Source organism: Paraburkholderia sp. SIMBA_054 (assembly GCF_046534875.1).
Classification (GTDB): domain Bacteria; phylum Pseudomonadota; class Gammaproteobacteria; order Burkholderiales; family Burkholderiaceae; genus Paraburkholderia; species Paraburkholderia hospita.
In genome coordinates, this window is the sequence record NZ_JAWRXV010000025.1 from 1 (window position 1) to 15,707 (window position 15,707).

The following is a 15,707-nucleotide window of genomic DNA, read 5'->3' on the forward strand; positions in this document are numbered from 1 at the left end:
GCAAAGAAAAGTAGGTGCCGCCCCGCACAGGGGCGACGCGTGAAGCACGAAGGCATAGCGCGGATGCCAGCGAAAACGCAAGCAAACCAAACCGCGGCGCATGAAGCCCAAAGGCAAAGCCCGGATGCCAGCGAAAAGGCAAACACACCGCGCCAAAGCTCGCGCAGCAAATACCGTAACCCGGATGCCAGCGCAAAGGCCAAAACCCCAAAACCGAACATCAGCGCCGCGGCAAAAAACTCAAACCTCACCGCGCCGCGCAGGCCGAAAAAACCTCAACTCGGCGTCCGCATCAACCTCGCCTTCTCCCGCTCCCAATCCCGCTTCTTCTCAGTCTCACGCTTATCGTGCTGCTTCTTGCCCTTGGCAAGCCCAATCTCACACTTAACCCGCCCATTCTTGTAATGAAAATTCAACGGCACAAGCGTATACCCGCGCTGCTCGACCTTGCCAATCAGCTTGCTGATTTCCTCAGCATGCAGCAGCAGCTTGCGCGTACGGACCGGGTCCGGGTTGATGTGCGTCGACGCTTCGGGCAGCGGGCTGATGTGTGTGCCGATCAAAAATAGCTCCGCATTCCTGATCACGACGTAGCCTTCCTTGATCTGGCCACGCCCGGCGCGCAGCGCCTTGACTTCCCAGCCCTCCAGCACGAGCCCCGCCTCGTAACGCTCTTCGACCGAGTAGTCGTAGAACGCTTTTCTGTTGTCGATGATGCTCATGAATGGAAAGTGGCCAACTCGTTTAAAATCACGATTTTAGCAAAGCGGGACGCCGAAAACCCGCCGCGGCGTCATTCAGTTGTCACGCGCTCGCTATTTATCAATCCCTGTTGCCACGCGCTGTTCAATTTATGGCAGATGTCCAGAAAACCGTGTTGATACGCCACTCGGCGGAACAGATGTTCGACCTCGTCACCGATGTCGCCGACTACCCCAATTTCCTTCCGTGGTGTGGCGGCGTCGAAATCCGCCGCCAGGAGGAAAACCTGATGGAGGCGAAGATCGACATCAACTTCAAGGGCATCAAGCAGCACTTCGCGACGCACAACACGCAGGAGCGGCCGACGCGCATCGACATGAACTTCGCCGATGGCCCGTTCAAGAAGTTCACCGGCTACTGGCGCTTCACGCCGCTGCGCGCGGACGCGTGCAAGATCGAGTTCGCGCTGCACTACGAGTTCGCGAACATTCTGCTGGAGAAACTCATCGGACCGGTGTTCAGCCATATCGCGAACACGTTCGTCGAATCGTTCGTGAAGCGCGCCGATCAGCGCTACGGCAAGGCATGAGCAGGACGCTGACCATCGAGGTCTGCTACGCGCTGCCGGGCGAGCAGACGCTGATCGAACTGCAGTTGCCGCAAGGCGCGACGCTCGGGCAGGCCATCGACGCGAGCGGTATCCTCGCGCAACATCCCGGAATCGATCTGACGAAACAGAAGACGGGCGTGTTCGGCAAGCTCAAGCCGCTGGACACCGTGCTGGCCGACCATGATCGCGTCGAGATCTACCGGCCGCTGATCGTCGATCCAAAGCTCGCGCGGCAGCGGCGCGTCGAGAAATCGCGTCAGGAAGGATCCGTCGAAGGGCGTAAGTGGCTGCACAGGGATTCGCGCTGACGTTACGCTGATGTGCGACGCACAAATGGCAAACGGCGCATCGTGTCACACGGTGTGCCGTTTTTGCTTTGTAGCGAGAGGTTGCTGCCGGCGACAGGGCGCAGCCTAGTGCACAGCCGCCTGAGCCTTTTCTTCGAGCGTCGAGCGGTCGGAGTCGTCGCCAGCGTGCTGGCGCACCGACCAGCTGACGCCCGCGACCAGCAGCAGGATGGCGGCCATTTCGAGCGGACGGGGCATCCGGTGATCGTAGATGAACGCGTAGAGCAGCGCGAACAGCGTCTCGAAGACGATCAACTGACCCGACAGCGTCAGCGGCAGACGCTTGGACGCCGCGTTCCACAAGCCGTTGCCGAGCCACGATGCGCCGATCGCGAGCCCCAGGTTCAGCAGCCAGAACAGATGCCAGCGGGTGTCAACATGCGACGTATCGACGGCCGACGACGGCAGCACGGCCACCACGAGCCACAGCAGCGCGCCGAGCAGGCCCGTCACGACGCCCCACAGCACCGACCACTCGTTACCGCTGAAATGCGTATGACGCTGCAGATAGCGCGCGTTTTCGACGGCGAACCACGTCCAGCAGGCCAGCGCGCCGACCGCGCACGCGATGCCGATCAGTTTGTTCGCGATTGTTCCCGGCGTTTCACCCGCCGTGCCGAACACATCGACATTGATGCACACGATACCCACGACGACGAGCGCGAGCGGCCACGCGAGCCGCGCAAGCGGCACGGCGCCATGATCGCGCCGTCCGAGCAGCGTCACGGTGACGGGCAGCACACCGACGATCAGCGAGGACGGCGCAATGCCAACGAGGTGCACGGCGCCCGTCAACAGCAGGTAATAGAGCAGATTGCCCGCGAGCGCGAGCTTGACGAGCGCGTTCAGATCTTCACGCGTAAGCCGGCGCATCAGGGAGCGTGCGGAAGGCAGCGCGGCCAGCAGCGACACGACGCCGTACATTGCGTAGCGGCCGGCGCTCAGCAGCACGGGCGAAAAATCGGGCAACAGCCGCGGCACCAGAAACACCATGCCCCATAACGCTCCCGCCAACATTCCGTACACCACGCCGCGCTGCATTGCCTTGCCCCGATCGAAAAACTGAAAGTGCGCGAAGCATAGCCGGACGGGCGTGTTCGCGTCTTGTTCGATTCTGCACTTTGCAGCACTTCGCCTATGCTGGAAAAGCGCGCCTGGAAGGATGAATGGCAGCGTATGCGTTCGAACGAGCATACGAAACCGGTTCGAACGCGAGCCGAACGCAGAAGCGAAATCAGACGGTCGTTCGACGCGATAAAACATTGAAGAATTTCGCTAACTGACTGTTCGTGCAGCGAAAACCGGAAGGTTTCGCGTATAATTCGCTTTTGCGCCTATAGGATTTGCCATGCGTCTGATCCAAAAAGCACTCACGTTCGATGACGTGCTCCTCGTCCCGGCTTTCTCCGACGTTCTGCCGCGCGACACCAGCCTGAAAACCCGGCTGACCCGCAACATCTCCCTCAATATGCCGCTCGTGTCCGCCGCGATGGACACCGTTACCGAAGCTCGCCTTGCCATTGCCATGGCGCAGATGGGCGGAGTCGGCATCGTCCACAAGAATCTCACGCCGGCCGAGCAGGCTCGCGAAGTCGCGAAGGTCAAGCGCTTTGAATCGGGCGTCGTGCGCGATCCGATCACGGTTCCGCCGCAAATGAAAGTGAGCGACGTGATCGCGCTGTCGCGCCAGCATGGCATTTCGGGCTTCCCGGTCGTCGAAGGTGCACAACTGATCGGCATCGTCACGAACCGCGATCTGCGCTTCGAAACGCGTCTGGACGAGCCCGTGCGCACGATCATGACGCCGCGCGAGCGTCTCGTGACGGTCAAGGAAGGCACGCCGCTCGCCGAAGCGAAAGCGCTGATGCACGGCCACCGCCTCGAGCGCGTGCTGGTCGTCAACGACGCGTTCGAACTGCGCGGCCTGATGACGGTGAAGGACATCACGAAGCAGACGGAGCACCCGGACGCCTGTAAGGACGAGCATGGCAAGCTGCGCGCGGGCGCCGCGGTCGGCGTCGGCGAGGACAACGAAGAGCGCGTGTCGCTGCTGGTGCAGGCGGGCGTCGACGTGATCGTCGTCGATACGGCGCATGGTCATAGCCGGGGCGTGCTGGAGCGCGTCCAGTGGGTCAAGAAGAACTTCCCGCACGTCGAGGTGATCGGCGGCAACATCGCGACGGCCGACGCAGCGAAGGCGCTCGTCGAGTACGGCGCGGACGGCGTGAAGGTCGGCATCGGCCCGGGCTCGATCTGCACGACGCGTATCGTCGCAGGCGTGGGCGTGCCGCAGATCAGCGCGATCGCCAACGTATCGGCGGCGCTCAAGGGTACGGGCGTACCGGTGATCGCTGACGGTGGCGTGCGCTTCTCGGGCGACGTCAGCAAGGCACTGGCAGCAGGCGCAAACGCCGTAATGATGGGCAGCATGTTCGCCGGCACGGAAGAGTCGCCGGGCGATGTGTTCCTGTATCAGGGCCGCCAGTACAAGTCGTACCGCGGCATGGGTTCTGTCGGCGCGATGAAGGACGGCGCGGCTGACCGCTACTTCCAGGACAACTCCGCGAACATCGACAAGCTGGTGCCGGAAGGCATCGAAGGCCGTGTCGCGTACAAGGGCTCGGTCGGCGCGATCCTGTTCCAGCTGATCGGCGGCGTGCGTGCATCGATGGGTTACTGCGGCTGCCGCACGATTGACGAGTTGCACGAGAAAGCTTCGTTCGTCGAAATCACGTCGGCGGGCATGCGCGAATCGCATGTGCACGATGTCCAGATCACGAAGGAAGCCCCCAACTACCACGTGGACTAATTGCCGATGAAGCCGCTGCTGCGTGCCGTACTGATCATCGATGCCTTGTTGTTGCTGGCGTTTGGGCTGTTGTTTTTGCTCACGCCGTGGAAATCGCTGTACGACGCGCTGCAGCTGGTGCAGACAGACCCTGCGCTGGTTGGGCAGGGGGCGGGCATTGCGCTGATCGGTCTGGCGTGGCTCGCGCTGCATGCGTCGATCGACGGCGCGATGACGGCGACGACGGCCAAGGTCGTCGGCCATGTGAACTGGCTGACGGGCTTGCTGATGCTGGTCTGGCTGGTGGGGCTGCATACGCCGCAGTTGACCGGGTTTGGTCAGCTGGTGGCGGTGCTGACGGGCGTAGTACTGCTCGTTATCGGTCTGGGCGGGGTGAAGCTCTCGAGCGCGGTGAAGCGGCGCGAGCGGCTGGCCGGCACGGCTGCCGCCGAACGCACCGACCGTGTGGCGGCGCGCGACGCCGAGAACGAGGCGCGCAAGGCCGAGCGTGAGCGTGATGCGGCTCGCACGGGTGTGGTTTATCCGGCCACCACGGGGCCGCATGTCGAGCCGACGCTTGCCGCAACGCCCGTGAGTCCGGCGACGGGGCATCCCGTCGAGCCTGGCCTGACGGCGCAACCGCCGCGCGCGACGATGCCCGAAGCGGCCGCGGCCGCGCGTGAAGACGCGCTGGCGCATGAACGCCGGGCCGAAGCCCACGAGGACGCCGCTGCGCGTGAACGCGCAGCAGCCCAGCGCAATGAAGCCGACGCGCGTGCTGCCGAAGCGAAATCGGGCACACCCCGGCCGCCGTTTCATGGCTGACCCGCGCAAGCTTACGCCCAACGCCGAAACAACTGGAATCCGTCTGCGCGCAGGTCTTCTATCGAGCTTTTTATCGATCACGGCACGCAGCGATGCGGCGCTCAGGCCGCCGTTGCCGCGCAAGCCAATCCGTTTCGAATACAACGCCGTTCTGTCGCGATGCGACCAGCGCGGCTTTCCCTATCCGTTCTTTTTAGATTCAGTCCGCTGCCATGCATGACAAGATCCTGATCCTCGACTTCGGTTCGCAAGTCACCCAACTGATCGCACGCCGCATTCGCGAGGCGCACGTGCTGTCGGAAATCCATCCGCACGACGTCAGCGACGAGTTCATCCGCGAATTCAAGCCGATGGGCATCATCCTGTCGGGCGGCCCGAACTCGGTGACCGAGAGCGACACGCCGCGCGCGCCGCAAGCGGTGTTCGAAGCGGGCGTGCCCGTGCTCGGCATCTGCTACGGCATGCAGACGATGGCCGAGCAGCTCGGCGGGAAGGTCGAAACCGGCCATCTGCGTGAGTTCGGCTACGCGGAAGTGCGCGCGCGCAACCACACCAGCTTCCTCGACGGCATTCAGGACTTCGCAACGTCCGAAGGCCACGGCATGCTGAAGGTGTGGATGAGCCACGGCGACAAGGTGCTGGAAATGCCCGTGGGCTTCCAGCTGATGGCATCGACGGACTCGTGCCCGATCGCCGCGATGGCCGATGAGGCGCGCCACTTCTACGGCCTGCAATGGCACCCGGAAGTCACGCACACGGTGCAGGGTCGCGCGATGCTTGAGCGCTTCGTGCTGAAGATCTGCGGCGCGAAACCCGATTGGGAAATGGGCAATTACATCGACGAAGCCGTCGAAAACATCCGCAAGCAGGTCGGCGACGAGCATGTGATTCTCGGTCTGTCGGGCGGCGTGGATTCGTCGGTGGCGGCGGCGCTGCTGCATCGCGCGATCGGCGATCAATTGACCTGTGTGTTCGTCGATCACGGCCTGTTGCGCCTGAACGAAGCCGAGCAGGTGATGTCGATGTTCGCCGACAACCTCGGCGTGAAGGTGATCCACGTCGACGCCAGCGAAGCCTTCCTGTCGAAGCTCAAGGGCGTGACCGATCCGGAAGCGAAGCGCAAGATCATCGGCGCCGAGTTCGTCGAGGTGTTCCAGGCGGAAGCCGGCAAGCTGACGGATGCGAAGTGGCTCGCGCAAGGCACGATCTATCCGGACGTGATCGAATCGGCGGGCAAGGGCAAGAAGGCCGCGCATACGATCAAGAGCCACCACAACGTCGGTGGCCTGCCGGAGACGCTGAATCTGAAGCTGCTCGAGCCGCTGCGTGAACTGTTCAAGGACGAAGTGCGCGAACTGGGCGTGAAGCTCGGTCTGCCGCCTTCGATGGTGTATCGCCATCCGTTCCCGGGCCCGGGCCTCGGTGTGCGTATTCTTGGCGAAGTGAAGCGCGATTACGCTGATCTGCTGCGTCGCGCGGACGCGATTTTCATCGAAACGTTGCGCACCTTCATCGACAAGGAAACGGGCAAGTCGTGGTACGACCTGACGAGCCAGGCGTTCGCCGTGTTCCTGCCAGTGAAGAGCGTGGGTGTAATGGGCGATGGCCGCACGTATGAGTATGTCGTTGCGCTGCGCGCGGTCCAGACGCTCGACTTCATGACGGCGCATTGGGCGCATCTGCCGCATGACCTGCTCGGCCATGTGTCGAACCGGATCATCAATGAAGTGCGTGGTATCAATCGCGTCGTGTACGACATCTCGGGCAAGCCGCCTGCGACGATTGAGTGGGAGTGATATAGCTTCTGGCACAGGCCGAGATCAAAAACTCGGCTCTGCGCCTGTCATTCAATTCGCGCCGGAAGACGGCGGGTGTCTTTCGGCGCTTTGAGTTATTTAGGCATGGTGATTCGTTTTTTTGAGCGCACCGATCTTGCTGCGTGCGAACAGCTGTTCGACAGTAACATTCCAAAGTTTTTTGCCGAGGAGGAGCGTGTCGAATTCACTGAATACCTTAACCGTCTTCCGGGGCCCTACCTGGTGCTTGAAGAGGATGGCGAGGTCGTGGCCTGTGGTGGCTGGGCAGCCAGCAGAACGACTCCCAACGAGATTATTTTGTGTTGGGGAATGGTGAGCAAAGACCGGGCACAAGGCGGGTCTGGGAAGTCGCCTCATGAAGGCACGACTGGAGCACATCTTTGCGAGCAACAACGCTGCGGCGGTTTTGCTGACCACCAGCCAGCACAGTGCCGGCTTTTTTGAGCGGTTTGGATTTCAAACTGTCCGCTCAGAAAAGGACGGGTACGCGCCGGGCATTGATCTGGTGGAGATGCGGCTTGAAGCAGGGTCCGTTGCAGCGAAGTGAATTGCGCATCGAACTGGCGGCGGCCCCCGTCCCCGCAAGGGTGTAACCACCAGATCGACGATCATCGAGCGTGCGACCAGGAAGGGGTGCTGGGGCGTGTCAGCGCGCTTTCTGCCGTGATGCGTCACGGCGGAAAATCGTGGAGATTCCGCTTACCGATCGTATCGTTGAGCGTTCTTGCCCAGTTCTTCGATATCAACGGATGCTGCGAGAAATGCGCCGCAACGCGGCTTGTCCACGAAACGAAGCCACTGGCTGAACTGGCTGAGAAGGAAGTAGACAAACATGATGTGCTCCTGTCAATGAAGGTGATAACAGGCGCAATCCATATCGTGTTGAGTGGCGCTCTGTTGATGCTTCAAGAATAGGGACGCGTGACAGCGGCGGACATAGGAAAAGGACGAATTTTGAGATAGCAGGCTGCGGCTTACGGCTTCTCCAGCACATACGTTGCCGCCAACGTCCCGTAGTAGGGCTGCAAACCGACACTACGCATCCCGAGCCGCTTCATGACATTGATCGATCGTTCATTCGACGGATGCGTCGTCGCATAGATAGAAGCAAGGCACAGTTCATCGAACGCAAACCCGATCATCGCTCGCGCGGCTTCCGTCGCGTAGCCTTGTCCCCAGTGATCGCGCTTCAAACGCCAGCCGACTTCCACCGGATTACCCGGTTCGTTCTCGATGTGCTGCACGCACCCCGCGCCGATGATCTCGCCGCTGTCGTGCCTGATGAACGACCACCACGAAAAGCCGAACCGTTCCCAGCGCGCCTTTGCCGTATCGATGCTCTGATGCACTTCCGTCGGCGTGGCAGGCGAGCCGTCGCCGAGAAATTGCATCACGACAGGATCGGAGTTGAGCGCGAGCAACCCGGCGAAATGAGCTTCGTCGAACGGTTCGAGGCGCAGCCGCGAGGTATGGAGAAGGGTTCGCATGGCATCCGTCCATTGGATGAAGGAATGCTCGCGCATTCCTTGACGAAACACTAGCGCGATACGTGCCGCCGTTCTTGCCCCGTGTCCGCCAGATCGCGCGCCCGCGCCAATGCAGAAGCGATCGCATCCAGCACCCGCTCGCGCGCCTCGTCATTCTCCTGCCGCAACGCGAACGACGGGTGATACGTGGAGATCACCTGCATGCCGTCAACATCGATCGACCGTTCGATCCAATCGCGCAAACTGACTTTCTCGTGCAGCAGCGCAGTCAACGCAGTCGCGCCCAACGTGACGACGACGGCAGGCTTCACGCGCTCCAGTTCGCGTTCGAGCCAGTAACCGCACGCATCGATTTCCTGCTGCGCAGCAGTCTTGTGCAGGCGCCGCTTGCCGCGCAGCATCCACTTGAAGTGCTTGACGGCGTTGGTCAGATAAAGTTGTTCGCGCCGCAACCCCGCACGCTCGATTGCAACATCGAGCAATCTGCCCGCTGGTCCGACAAACGGCTTGCCCGCGAGGTCTTCCTGATCGCCAGGCTGTTCGCCGATCAGCATGATGCGCGCATCGTCGGGACCGATGCCATCGACGGCTTGCGTCGCGTGCCGCCACAGCTCACAGCGCCGGCATGCGTCGAGCGTCGATGGCTGCTGACGCGCCGGTTGCGCGCTATGTGCATCGACAGGCACGCTCTTGCCGCCCAGCACGCCGACGCCGCGCGCCTGCGCGACCCGTTGCGCGCCGCTTTTCGCTTCGCTGATCATCGACGGAATCAGGTGGCCTTCGGGCAGGCCTTTCCAGAAGCGCACGGGCATGTGCTGTTCGAGCGCCGTCTCGTTCAGCCGCGCGGGATTGAATGTGCTGCGGTAGTAGGCGAGCCAGAGCGCTTCGGCTTGGTCGGCGGTGTGCTTGCAACGGTCGCTGGATAACGCCGGACGGTGTTCGAGCCGCAACGTTTTGCCGTTCCACCACGCGGCGCTATCGGGTGTCGAGATGAGCCACGTCGAGCGGCCCATGCGGCGTGCGAAATGCTCGGCTGACCACGCGAGCACATCGTGCTCCGGCTCGTACCACGCGACGTACTCGGGCAGATCGGCCGCAGGCGCATCGTTGCCGGGCTCGCGCAGCCGGAAACGTACATACGCGATCATGTCGTGCTTCGCGCGCCGTACGGCCTTGGCCATCTTGTACAGGCGCGCGCCGTCGCAATCGGCGGCGGACGCGACCGAGCGGTCGCCGTCATGCCATCGCCAGAGCACGCGGTAGAGGAACGCCCAACGTGCCGTGTCGCGATAGAGCGCTGCGTCCTTCAGCAGTTCACCGAGCTCGCGAGAAATGCGGACATTGGCGGGTGCGGTCGTTGCCTGGGACGCAGACGCGTGATCGTCGAACAACGCGGGCGTGGTTGCGCGATCGTCATCGCCAATTACACGCCAGTCGATATCCTCGGGCGCAATGCGGCTCGCAAGCGCCTGCAGCGCGGCTTCGCGCCACGCCGCATAGCTGTCCTCGATCGAGATGACCCGCATGCCTTCGCGTCCGGTGTCAAAGCAGCGACAACTGCGTCGGCGGCGGCGTCAGTGCGTGACGTAACCGCTGCGTCGACAGGTCGGCGTGCGCGGGGCGATAGTCGGCTGTCACGACGAACGGCCGCGTCTTGTCCATCGAACACCGCAACTGCACGAGATCCTGATAGCGGATGCGCCGCGAGCGCCGCAGTGCCACCAGACGCTTTGCGTTGCGCATGCCGATGCCCGGCACGCGCGCGATCATGCGTACATTCGCGCGATTCAGATCGACGGGAAAGCTCTCCCGATGACTCAGCGCCCACGCGAGCTTCGGATCGATGTCGAGCGCGAGATTGCCGGGTGTGTCGAACAGTTCGTCAACGCGAAACCCGTAACCGCGCAACAGAAAATCCGCCTGATACAAACGATGCTCGCGCAACAGCGGCGGCGCCTTGGCCGGCAGCGCCGTCGGACTGTCGGGAATCGGGCTGAACGCGGAGTAGTAGACGCGCTTGAGCCGGTACGAGCCGTACAGCGTTTCGGCCGTTTGCAGGATCGTGCTGTCGCTGGTGTCGTCCGCGCCGACGATCATCTGCGTGCTCTGGCCAGCCGGCGAGAAGCGCGGCGCTTTCGCGTCGCTCTCGGCTTCGTCGCTGGCGAGGCGAATCGAGCCCATCGCGAGGCGGATCGTGCGCGCGCTTTTCTCGGGCGCGAGCCGTTCCAGACTGATTTCGGTTGGCAGTTCGATATTGACGCTCAGGCGATCCGCGTAACGGCCCGCTTGCGCGATCAGTTGCGGATCGGCATCGGGAATGGTTTTCAGATGGATATACCCGCGAAACAGATGTTCTTCGCGCAACGACTGCGCGACGCGTACCAGTTGCTCCATCGTGTAGTTCGACGAGCGGATCACGCCGGAACTGAGAAACAGCCCGTCGATGTAATTGCGCCGGTAAAAGTCGAGCGTGAGGCTCACGACTTCCTCGGGTGTGAAACGCGTGCGCGGCACGTTGCTCGTGCGCCGGTTCACGCAATACTGACAGTCGTACAGACAGAAATTGGTCAGCAGGATTTTCAGCAACGACACGCATCGGCCGTCGGGCGTGAAGCTGTGGCAGATGCCCGCGCCCGTGCTCGCGCCGAGCCCGTCCGCGCCGCGCGAACTGCGCTGTGGCGCGCCGCTGCTCGCACACGACGCGTCGTACTTGGCGGCGTCGGCGAGTATTTCGAGCTTTTTGAGCAGTTCCATGGCAGACGGCGACACTGTATATATGTACAGTATTCTACGCCGTCGCGTGCTGTCCACAAGGCACGTATTGCCGCGAACGCGGCGGCTGTCCCGGATTTGTCCTATTTTTCAGTGGATAAGCTGAACAGCGGCGGCTTCTGCCTTCACACAACTTCACAGCTCGCAGGCGGCGCAGTGCAATCATTGCAGCCCCGAGCCGAATCGACGTATCGACGGTTCGAAGCCTCAGTTTTGTCGCGGTGAAGGACATGATCGAATGACATCCCAGCCAGATATCGACCAGCGCTACGCGGCAGCCGAGCAAGTCTTTTTCGCGGGCGACCACGACGCGGCGCGCGCGCATCTGGACGCCGTGCTGCAAGCGCAGCCCGGGCACGCCGGCGCGCTCCATCTGCGCGGCCTCGTCGCGCTCGAAGCGAAGGAGCCGGGCGGCGCGGCGCACTGGATCGAGCAGGCGCTGCGCGCGCGGCCCGATCCCATCTTCTACAACAGTCTGAGCGTCGTGCAGATTCGTTCGGGCGCGCTTGCCGAGGGCGCGGCGAGCGCGCAACGCGGGCTCGATCTCGCGCGCAGCGAGCCGTCCGTGTCGATCGATACGTCGATTCTCGCCTTCAATCTCGGCGTCGCGCTGCAACTGAACGACGACATGGAAGCGGCAGAGCACGCGTATCGCAGCGTGATCTCAACGAACCCGGCGCACTCCGGCGCGCACAACAACCTCGGGCTCGTGCTGAACGCGCTCGGCGACGTCGAAACGGCCATCGTGCATCACCGGCGCGCGTATGAGCTCGATCCGTCGAATCTCGAAGCGCGCAGCAATATCGGCCATATGATGCTCGCGGCCGGGCGATACGAAGAAGCGTGGCCGCATTTCGAATACCGCTGGGCCGCGCTCGGCAACAATCGCGGCGAGCGCGGCGCGCGGCCGGCTGAATGGCCTGTGCCGCAGTGGCTGGGCGAAGCTTCGCCGAAACGGGACGCGCGGCTGTTCATCGTGTACGAGCAGGGACTCGGCGATGCGTTGCAGTTCAGCCGCTTCTTCCCGCTCGCGCTCGACCGTTTCGCGACGATCGGCTTCAACTGCCCGAAGCCGCTGCGGCGGCTCTTCGAGGATTCGTTTGGCGAACGTTATCCGCAGTTGCAGCTGCTGGACGATGTACCCTCCGACTGGAGCGAATGGGACTGCTATTCACCGATGCTCTCTCTGCCGATGGCGCTCGAAATCGGCTTGCAGAACCTCGGCTCGGCGCCGTCGCGCTATCTGCGCGCCGATCCGCAGCGCGCCACATACTGGCGCGAGCGTCTCGCGGCAGTCGCGCCGCAACGTGTGCCACGCATCGGCATCGTGTGGGCGGGCGGCAAGATCAACGCGCATATGGACAGGATGCGCAGCATCGCGCCTGCGCAGGTCGAGCGTCTGCTCGCGTGGCCGCGCGCGCAGTGGATCAGCTTGCAGAAAGCGGACGACGCGTCGAAGGAACTCACTGCGGCACAGCGTCCGAACGTGAACGACTGGATGAGCGAGATCGCGGATTTCGCCGACACGGCGGCGCTTGTCGAGCCACTCGATCTGGTGATCGCCGTCGATACGTCGGTTGCGCATCTCGCCGCGGCGATGGGCAAGCGCGTGTGGCTGCTCAATCGCTACGCGGGATGCTGGAGGTGGCTGCGCGAGCGCACTGATAGCCCGTGGTATCCGGGCATGCGGATCTTCAATCAGTCCGAGCGCGGCAACTGGGTCGACGTGCTGTCGAATTTGATCGAAGCGCTGGAAGCGGAATTTCCGGCGCGCGCATAAAAGGCAAAACGCAAAGCAAAACGCGGCGCATACAATGCGCCGCGTTTTCTCGAACGCGATCCGCCTCGGCGAATCGCGCATTTCACTACCCGCTCAGATCGCCACTTCAGGCGGCGCCTGGCGGAACAGACGCGTGATCCAGCACAGGTACGCGATACCCAGCACGAACCACACCGCGCCGAGCACGAGCGCCGTCTTTTCGAGGCTCGCGAGCAGCCAGATATCGGCCACTGCGCCGATCAGCGGAAACACCAGCCCGCCGAATACGCCGATCTTGCGGTCGCCATGATTGCCCGACAGATACAGACGGACCACGCACAGGTTGACGGCCGTGAACGCGAGGAACGCGCCGAAGTTGATGAACGACGTCGACGTGGCCACATCGAGCTTCAGCGCGATCAGCCCGACGATGCCCGCAATCGCGATATTGATCGCCGGCGTCTTGAAGCGCGGATGGATATAGCCGAAGAAGCGCTTCGGCAGGATTTCATCGCGACCCATCGCATACAGCAAGCGGCCGACGCTCGCCTGCGCCGAGATGCCCGACGCGAACTGCGCGAGAATCAGGCCCGCGAGAAACACGGTCACGAAAATATCGCCGCCAATCATCTTCGCGACTTCGAACGCGGCCGAATCCGTGTCCTTGAACTCGACGCCGGGGTGCGCCAACTGCATCGTATACGCGGCGATCACGAAGATCGCGCCGCCAATCAACGCAATCAGCAGGATCGCGCGCGGCATGTTCTTCTTCGGATCGATGGTTTCTTCCGTCAGCGTCGACACGGCATCGAAACCGAGATACGAGTACGCGGCAATCGCGGCGCCCGCCATCGTCGCGCCGAGCGGCACATGCGGCTTGAAGAACGGCTCGGCCATCGCGATGCCGCCAGGGCCCGCCGCCGCCGACGCATAGTGCCAGCACAGCGCGACGAACATCGCGACAATCGCCAGTTGCACGACCATCAGCACGATGTTGAAGCGCGCGGCCAGTTCGATCCCGACGATGTTCAGGCCGCTCGTCAGCACGATGAATGCGACGATCCAGATCCACGACGGCACATGCGGAAACGCCGCGTTCAGATACGCGGCGCCGATCAGCCAGATCACCATCGGCAGGAAGAAATAGTCGAGCAGCGTCGCCCAGCCGATCAAAAAGCCGAGATGCGCGTTGAAGGTCTTGCGCGTGTACGTGTACGCCGAGCCGGCGACGGGGTAGAGCCGCGCGAGCTTGCCGTAGCTGAGCGCGGTGAAGGCGATCGCGATCAGCGCGAGCAGATAGGCGAGGGCGGCTGTGTCGTCGCTGGCTTTGGCGAGCACGCCGTAGGTGCCGTAGACGATCAGCGGCGCCATGTAGGCGAGACCGAACAGCAGCACGGACGGCAAGCCGAGCGTGCGCTTCAGGTGCGACGGTTCATGAGATGACGACGCTTGCATGATTTCTCCTAAAGCCAGGCCGATAGCGATGGCCGATATGGATGTCTTCTGGATGCCTTATGGTGCCTATGGCTGGCATTTCGACGGGCGTGGGCGTACGCGCGCAGGGCGCGCTCGGCCCCGTGCGGTACGTCCCGGACAGACTGCTGGAAAAGCGTTCAGTCGGTGCGGCGGCGGCGCGCTTCGACCATCAGCGCGCGATGGCCATCCGACTGTTCGACGGGCACGAGGCCGAGCGGCACGCGTGCGTCGTGCAGATAGTTGTAGTGCTCGCGGCTCGCTTCGAGCCGTTTGAAATCGACGGTCGCCTTCGTCACCGTTTCTTCGCCGCCGAGTTCGAGCACCGTTTCGCCGAACGGATCGATCAGCGCGGAGAGGCCGGGGAACGTCAGGTTGTCGTCGCCGGAGCCGCAGCGGTTCACCATCAGCGCGAACATCTGGTTTTCCATCGCGCGGGCAGTGATCGCGCGTCGATGCACGGGGCCGAACGGGTCCATGTTGCCGTTGGTGACGATCAGCAGATCGGCGTCGAGCGCCGCGACGGCGCGCGCCGATTCGGGAAATTCGATGTCGTAGCAGATCAGCAGCCCCACGGTGAGGCCGTTCCACATGCAGGTTTCGAAGCGGTCGCCGGGCGTGAACACGCCCACATCCGATGCCCACAGATGCGTCTTGCGATAGCGCAGCGCGATGTCGCCGCGTTCGTCGACGAGCACCGTCGTGTTGTAGAACTGGTTGCCGTCGCGTTCGGCGAGGCCCACTGCGACCGAGACACCCTTTTGCCTGGCGGCGTCGCGCACGGCGGTCAGCGCGGGGCCATCGAGCGTCTGCGCGACTTCGGCGACGTTTTCGCGCGTCGGAAAGCCCGACAACGTGGTTTCCGGGAACACGATCAGCTTCGTGCCGCCCGCTGTGTCGGCGCGTCCGATCGTCTCGACGACCTTGCGCGTGTTGTGCGCGACGTCGCCGTCGATCAGCGCGACTTGCGCCAGTTCAACCTGCATGGTGTTGCCTCCTTCCAGATGCCTTTCAGCGGTGCGCGATGTGCGTTGCGCATCCGTATTTCCTGCCATTCTTGCGCCGCGCGGAACAGTGCGTACGTCGCCCGCTCCTCGTATTGAGGCGGATTATCAGGGTATTATTTT

General features: G+C 62.8%; 17 protein-coding genes. 9 read left to right on the top strand and 8 right to left on the bottom strand.

What is annotated here, in order from left to right; all coding sequences use genetic code 11:
- Positions 1-275: 275 nt before the first annotated feature.
- On the bottom strand, positions 276-722 hold the full coding sequence (gene smpB, locus SB822_RS27710; protein WP_007588232.1) for an SsrA-binding protein SmpB: 447 nt from the start codon (positions 720-722) through the stop codon (positions 276-278).
- 131 nt (positions 723-853) lie between these two features.
- Between smpB and SB822_RS27715 the strand changes: the two genes are divergently transcribed.
- Positions 854-1,291, top strand: coding sequence for a type II toxin-antitoxin system RatA family toxin (locus SB822_RS27715; RefSeq protein ID WP_007588234.1), 438 nt, complete (start codon positions 854-856; stop codon positions 1,289-1,291).
- The gene (locus SB822_RS27720) at positions 1,288-1,620 is read left to right on the top strand and encodes an RnfH family protein (protein WP_007588235.1); all 333 of its coding nucleotides are present in this window, start codon (positions 1,288-1,290) and stop codon (positions 1,618-1,620) included. Before SB822_RS27715 ends, SB822_RS27720 begins: the two co-directional genes overlap by 4 nt.
- Before the next feature lie 105 nt (positions 1,621-1,725).
- Here the strand turns inward: SB822_RS27720 and SB822_RS27725 are convergent, their stop codons facing one another.
- A complete protein-coding gene (locus SB822_RS27725; RefSeq protein ID WP_007588236.1) occupies positions 1,726-2,700 on the bottom strand; it encodes a DMT family transporter in 975 nt (324 codons plus the stop codon).
- A gap of 307 nt (positions 2,701-3,007) precedes the next feature.
- Here SB822_RS27725 and guaB point away from each other — a divergent pair, with 307 nt between their 5' ends.
- The 6 genes from guaB to SB822_RS27755 all read left to right on the top strand — a co-directional run bounded on the left by guaB (position 3,008) and on the right by SB822_RS27755 (position 7,636).
- A complete protein-coding gene (gene guaB, locus SB822_RS27730) occupies positions 3,008-4,468 on the top strand; it encodes an IMP dehydrogenase (protein WP_007588238.1) in 1,461 nt (486 codons plus the stop codon).
- 6 nt (positions 4,469-4,474) lie between these two features.
- Positions 4,475-5,272, top strand: a complete 798-nt coding sequence (locus SB822_RS27735) for a hypothetical protein (RefSeq protein WP_090836004.1) — start codon at positions 4,475-4,477, stop codon at positions 5,270-5,272.
- Positions 5,265-5,492 (top strand): hypothetical protein, encoded by a 228-nt coding sequence (locus SB822_RS27740; RefSeq protein ID WP_007588242.1) that lies wholly within the window; start codon positions 5,265-5,267, stop codon positions 5,490-5,492. Before SB822_RS27735 ends, SB822_RS27740 begins: the two co-directional genes overlap by 8 nt.
- Complete coding sequence (guaA, locus tag SB822_RS27745) at positions 5,485-7,068, top strand: glutamine-hydrolyzing GMP synthase (protein ID WP_090836005.1); 1,584 nt, start codon at positions 5,485-5,487, stop codon at positions 7,066-7,068. Before SB822_RS27740 ends, guaA begins: the two co-directional genes overlap by 8 nt.
- A gap of 75 nt (positions 7,069-7,143) precedes the next feature.
- Positions 7,144-7,533 carry a hypothetical protein gene (locus tag SB822_RS27750; RefSeq protein ID WP_208525970.1) on the top strand — a complete coding sequence of 130 codons (390 nt, stop codon included), beginning with the start codon at positions 7,144-7,146 and terminating at the stop codon, positions 7,531-7,533.
- Positions 7,445-7,636: a hypothetical protein gene (locus SB822_RS27755; RefSeq protein ID WP_208525968.1), complete on the top strand. Its 192-nt coding sequence runs from the start codon at positions 7,445-7,447 to the stop codon at positions 7,634-7,636. Before SB822_RS27750 ends, SB822_RS27755 begins: the two co-directional genes overlap by 89 nt.
- Before the next feature lie 152 nt (positions 7,637-7,788).
- Here SB822_RS27755 and SB822_RS27760 read toward each other — a convergent pair whose 3' ends face one another.
- The 4 genes from SB822_RS27760 to SB822_RS27775 all read right to left on the bottom strand — a co-directional run bounded on the left by SB822_RS27760 (position 7,789) and on the right by SB822_RS27775 (position 11,330).
- Positions 7,789-7,923, bottom strand: a complete 135-nt coding sequence (locus SB822_RS27760) for a hypothetical protein (RefSeq protein WP_007750087.1) — start codon at positions 7,921-7,923, stop codon at positions 7,789-7,791.
- A gap of 140 nt (positions 7,924-8,063) precedes the next feature.
- On the bottom strand, positions 8,064-8,576 hold the full coding sequence (locus SB822_RS27765; RefSeq protein ID WP_244144591.1) for a GNAT family N-acetyltransferase: 513 nt from the start codon (positions 8,574-8,576) through the stop codon (positions 8,064-8,066).
- Between the two features lie 50 nt (positions 8,577-8,626).
- Positions 8,627-10,102, bottom strand: coding sequence for a UdgX family uracil-DNA binding protein (locus SB822_RS27770; RefSeq protein ID WP_090836007.1), 1,476 nt, complete (start codon positions 10,100-10,102; stop codon positions 8,627-8,629).
- A gap of 16 nt (positions 10,103-10,118) precedes the next feature.
- Positions 10,119-11,330 carry a putative DNA modification/repair radical SAM protein gene (locus SB822_RS27775; protein ID WP_090836008.1) on the bottom strand — a complete coding sequence of 404 codons (1,212 nt, stop codon included), beginning with the start codon at positions 11,328-11,330 and terminating at the stop codon, positions 10,119-10,121.
- Between the two features lie 256 nt (positions 11,331-11,586).
- Here SB822_RS27775 and SB822_RS27780 point away from each other — a divergent pair, with 256 nt between their 5' ends.
- The gene (locus SB822_RS27780; protein ID WP_090836009.1) at positions 11,587-13,128 is read left to right on the top strand and encodes a tetratricopeptide repeat protein; all 1,542 of its coding nucleotides are present in this window, start codon (positions 11,587-11,589) and stop codon (positions 13,126-13,128) included.
- Between the two features lie 93 nt (positions 13,129-13,221).
- Here SB822_RS27780 and SB822_RS27785 read toward each other — a convergent pair whose 3' ends face one another.
- Together SB822_RS27785 and SB822_RS27790 are read right to left on the bottom strand one after the other, a co-directional pair.
- Positions 13,222-14,562, bottom strand: a complete 1,341-nt coding sequence (locus SB822_RS27785; RefSeq protein WP_410856115.1) for an APC family permease — start codon at positions 14,560-14,562, stop codon at positions 13,222-13,224.
- 158 nt (positions 14,563-14,720) lie between these two features.
- Positions 14,721-15,566, bottom strand: a complete 846-nt coding sequence (locus SB822_RS27790; RefSeq protein ID WP_090836057.1) for a carbon-nitrogen hydrolase family protein — start codon at positions 15,564-15,566, stop codon at positions 14,721-14,723.
- Positions 15,567-15,707 lie beyond the last annotated feature (141 nt).